The sequence below is a fragment of the Streptomyces phytophilus genome (assembly GCF_013870535.1).
GTDB classification, from domain to species: Bacteria; Actinomycetota; Actinomycetes; order Streptomycetales; family Streptomycetaceae; genus Streptomyces; species Streptomyces phytophilus.
The window spans coordinates 1-3132 of sequence record NZ_JACBXC010000708.1; the positions used below are offsets into that span (position 1 = coordinate 1).

General features: G+C 69.6%; 3 protein-coding genes. 1 reads left to right on the top strand and 2 read right to left on the bottom strand.

What is annotated here, in order from left to right; genetic code table 11:
- Positions 1-574, bottom strand: a 574-nt coding sequence (locus H5J30_RS23915) for an MFS transporter (RefSeq protein ID WP_181789437.1), incomplete at its 3' end; no start/stop codon positions are given.
- Positions 575-675: 101 nt separating this feature from the next.
- Positions 676-1176, bottom strand: a complete 501-nt coding sequence (locus H5J30_RS23920; RefSeq protein WP_181789438.1) for a MarR family winged helix-turn-helix transcriptional regulator — start codon at positions 1174-1176, stop codon at positions 676-678.
- Positions 1177-1392: 216 nt separating this feature from the next.
- On the opposite strand from H5J30_RS23920, the gene H5J30_RS23925 reads away from it, so the two are divergent.
- On the top strand, positions 1393-3000 hold the full coding sequence (locus tag H5J30_RS23925; RefSeq protein WP_181789439.1) for an acyl-CoA carboxylase subunit beta: 1608 nt from the start codon (positions 1393-1395) through the stop codon (positions 2998-3000).
- The last annotated feature ends 132 nt before the right edge of the window (positions 3001-3132 follow it).

Sequence of the window (3132 nt, forward strand, 5' to 3'; positions counted from 1 at the left end):
CGGGCAGGACGCGCAGCGCGAGCACGGCGGTGGCCAGGCCGATGGGCAGGTTGATGAAGAAGATCCAGTGCCAGCTGAGCGCGTCCGTGAGCAGGCCGCCGAGCACCTGGCCCAGCGAGGCGCCGATCGCGCCGGTGAACGCGAAGGCGCCGATGGCCTTCGCCCGCTCCTTCGCGTCGGTGAAGAGCGTGACGATCATGCCGAGTCCCACGGCGGAGGCGAGCGCCCCGCCGACACCCTGGAGGAAGCGGGCGGCGATCAGCATCCACGGCTCGGCGGCCAGCCCGCACAGCAGCGAGGCCGCGGTGAAGAGCGCGATGCCGGCGACGAACACCCGCTTGCGGCCGAGCAGGTCGCCGAGGCGGCCGGCGAGGAGGAGCAGCCCGCCGAAGGCGATCATGTAGGCGTTGACCGTCCAGGTCAGATCGGCGGGGGAGAACCCCAGGTCCTCCTGGATGGCGGGCAGTGCGACGGTGACGATACTGCCGTCGAGGATGATCATCAGCGCGCCGGTGCAAAGGATCGCGAGTGCGAACCAGCGGGATCGGTCCTGCTGCGGTTCCGTGGCGTTCATACGGCCTCTCCTGGTGCGGGTGGCAACAGGAGAGACCGTAGCAGATGGTTTCGTACGAGACTATCTTTTACGCAGTGTTCTTGTACGGACCTTCTCGCCGGCTACCGCCGGGCCTGCCGCGACCGGCGGACCGGCTGCTCGGACGCGACGGGCTGCGCGAGCGGCCCCGCCACCAGGCCCTCCAGGGCGCCGACGAAGGCGTCCCGCTGCTCGTCCGGCAGGGCGTCCAGCACCTCCTGGTGGACCCGGTCGACGACCTCCTGGCCGCGCGCCGCGATCTCCGCCCCGGTGTCGGTGACGTGGATGATGCGGGCCCGGCGGTCCGTGCTCGACGGCCGCCGCTCGGCGTATCCGGCCTTCTCCAGGCCGTCCACGGTCACGACCATCGTCGTCTTGTCCATGTGCGACATCTCGGCGAGCTGGCCCTGGGTGTGCTCGCCCGCCAGGGCGTGCACGAGCACGCACTGCTCGCGCTGGAGCAGGCCGACCTCGTTCAGGGCGGCGGACAGCCGGGTGTTGAGTACGTGGGCGGTGTGCATGAGGATGCCGGTGAGGTCCGGCACGGTGCGGGCGGGTGCGCGGGATACGGGCATGGTGACCATGGCCCCAGGTTAACAAGAAGGTCTGTTACGGAACCTTCTCGTGCGTCAACGATCTGTCCAACTGCGTTGTCGAAGCCCTACAGCCCCCATCGACGTGTCGTTGGTCGATCTCCGGCCTCGTCACCTGCACATAGTGCCGGGTGCTCATGATTTCCCGGCCGACGTTGTAGGGAAATGACATAAGCTTCGATGCCCAAGTACCCGTACCGTCGTTCCATGACCACAGTGGACTACGCCCCCTCCGACGCGGCAGCGGCGGCAGGCGCCGTCGAGAACGAGGCCCGGGGGCGGGCGGCCGGGCTGCGCCGCATTCGCGAGCAGGCCCACGCCGGGCCCAGCGAGCGGGCGACCGCCGCGCAGAAGGCCAAGGGGAAGCTCACTGCCCGGGAGCGGATCGACCTGCTGCTGGACGAGGGGTCGTTCAACGAGGTGGAGCCGCTGCGCCGGCACCGCGCCACCGGCTTCGGCCTGGAGGCCAAGAGGCCGTACACGGACGGCGTGATCACCGGGTGGGGGACGGTGCACGGGCGGACGGTCTTCGTCTACGCCCACGACTTCCGGATCTTCGGCGGCGCGCTCGGCGAGGCGCACGCGGACAAGATCCACAAGATCATGGACCGGGCGATCTCCGCGGGCGCGCCGCTGGTGTCGCTGAACGACGGCGCGGGCGCCCGCATCCAGGAGGGCGTCTCGGCCCTCGCCGGCTACGGCGGCATCTTCCAGCGCAACACCCGCGCCTCCGGCGTCATCCCGCAGATCTCGGTGATGCTCGGCCCCTGTGCCGGCGGCGCGGCGTACAGCCCGGCGCTCACCGACTTCGTCTTCATGGTCCGCGAGACCTCGCAGATGTTCATCACGGGACCGGACGTCGTCAAGGCGGTGACCGGCGAGGAGATCAGCCAGAACGGGCTCGGCGGCGCGGACGTGCACGCCGAGACCTCCGGCGTGTGCCACTTCGCGTACGACGACGAGGTGACGTGTCTGGAGGAGGTGCGCTACCTGCTGTCGATGCTGCCGCAGAACAACCGGGAGAACCCGCCGGCGGTCACCGCCGAGGACCCGGCCGACCGCGGCGGCGACGTGCTGCTGGACCTGGTGCCGGCCGACGGCAACAGGCCGTACGACATGCGCAAGGTGATCGAGGAGATCGTCGACGACGGCGAGTACCTCGAAGTGCACGAGCGCTGGGCGACGAACCTGATCTGCGCGCTCGGCCGGCTCGACGGCCAGGTGGTCGGCATCGTCGCCAACCAGCCGCAGTCGCTGGCCGGCGTACTGGACATCGAGGCGAGCGAGAAGGGTGCCCGCTTTGTCCAGATGTGCGATGCTTTCAATATTCCGATCGTCACCCTGCTCGACGTGCCGGGCTTCCTGCCGGGCGTCGACCAGGAGCACGGCGGGATCATCAGGCACGGAGCGAAGCTGCTCTACGCCTACTGCAACGCCACCGTCCCGCGGATCTCGGTGGTGCTCAGGAAGGCGTACGGCGGCGCGTACATCGTCATGGACAGCCAGTCCATCGGCGCCGACCTGACGTACGCCTGGCCGACCAACGAGATCGCGGTCATGGGCGCGGAAGGCGCCGCGAACGTGATCTTCCGGCGCGACATCGCGGCCGCGGACGACCCCGAGGCCAAGCGCACCGACATGGTCAAGCAGTACAAGGCCGAGCTGATGCACCCGTACTACGCGGCGGAACGCGGCCTCGTGGACGACGTCATCGACCCCGTGGACACCCGCCGAACCCTCATCCGGTCCCTGGCGATGCTGCGTACGAAGCACGCGGACCTGCCGGCGCGCAAGCACGGCAACCCGCCGCAGTGACCCCGCCGCTTCCGCACCCCCCGCAGCCCGCAGCCGACCGCGCAGAACAGCCCAGGAGCACACACGTGACCACGCACCACACCGAGAACCTCGTCCGCGTCGAGAAGGGCGAGGCCAGCGAGGAGGAGCTCG

Bases quoted from the DNA above. Each gene is read 5' to 3' on its own strand.
- H5J30_RS23920 (WP_181789438.1), bottom strand. From the start codon at position 1,176: ATGGTCACCATGCCCGTATCCCGCGCACCCGCCCGCACCGTGCCGGAC.
- H5J30_RS23925 (WP_181789439.1), top strand. From the start codon at position 1,393: ATGACCACAGTGGACTACGCCCCCTCCGACGCGGCAGCGGCGGCAGGC.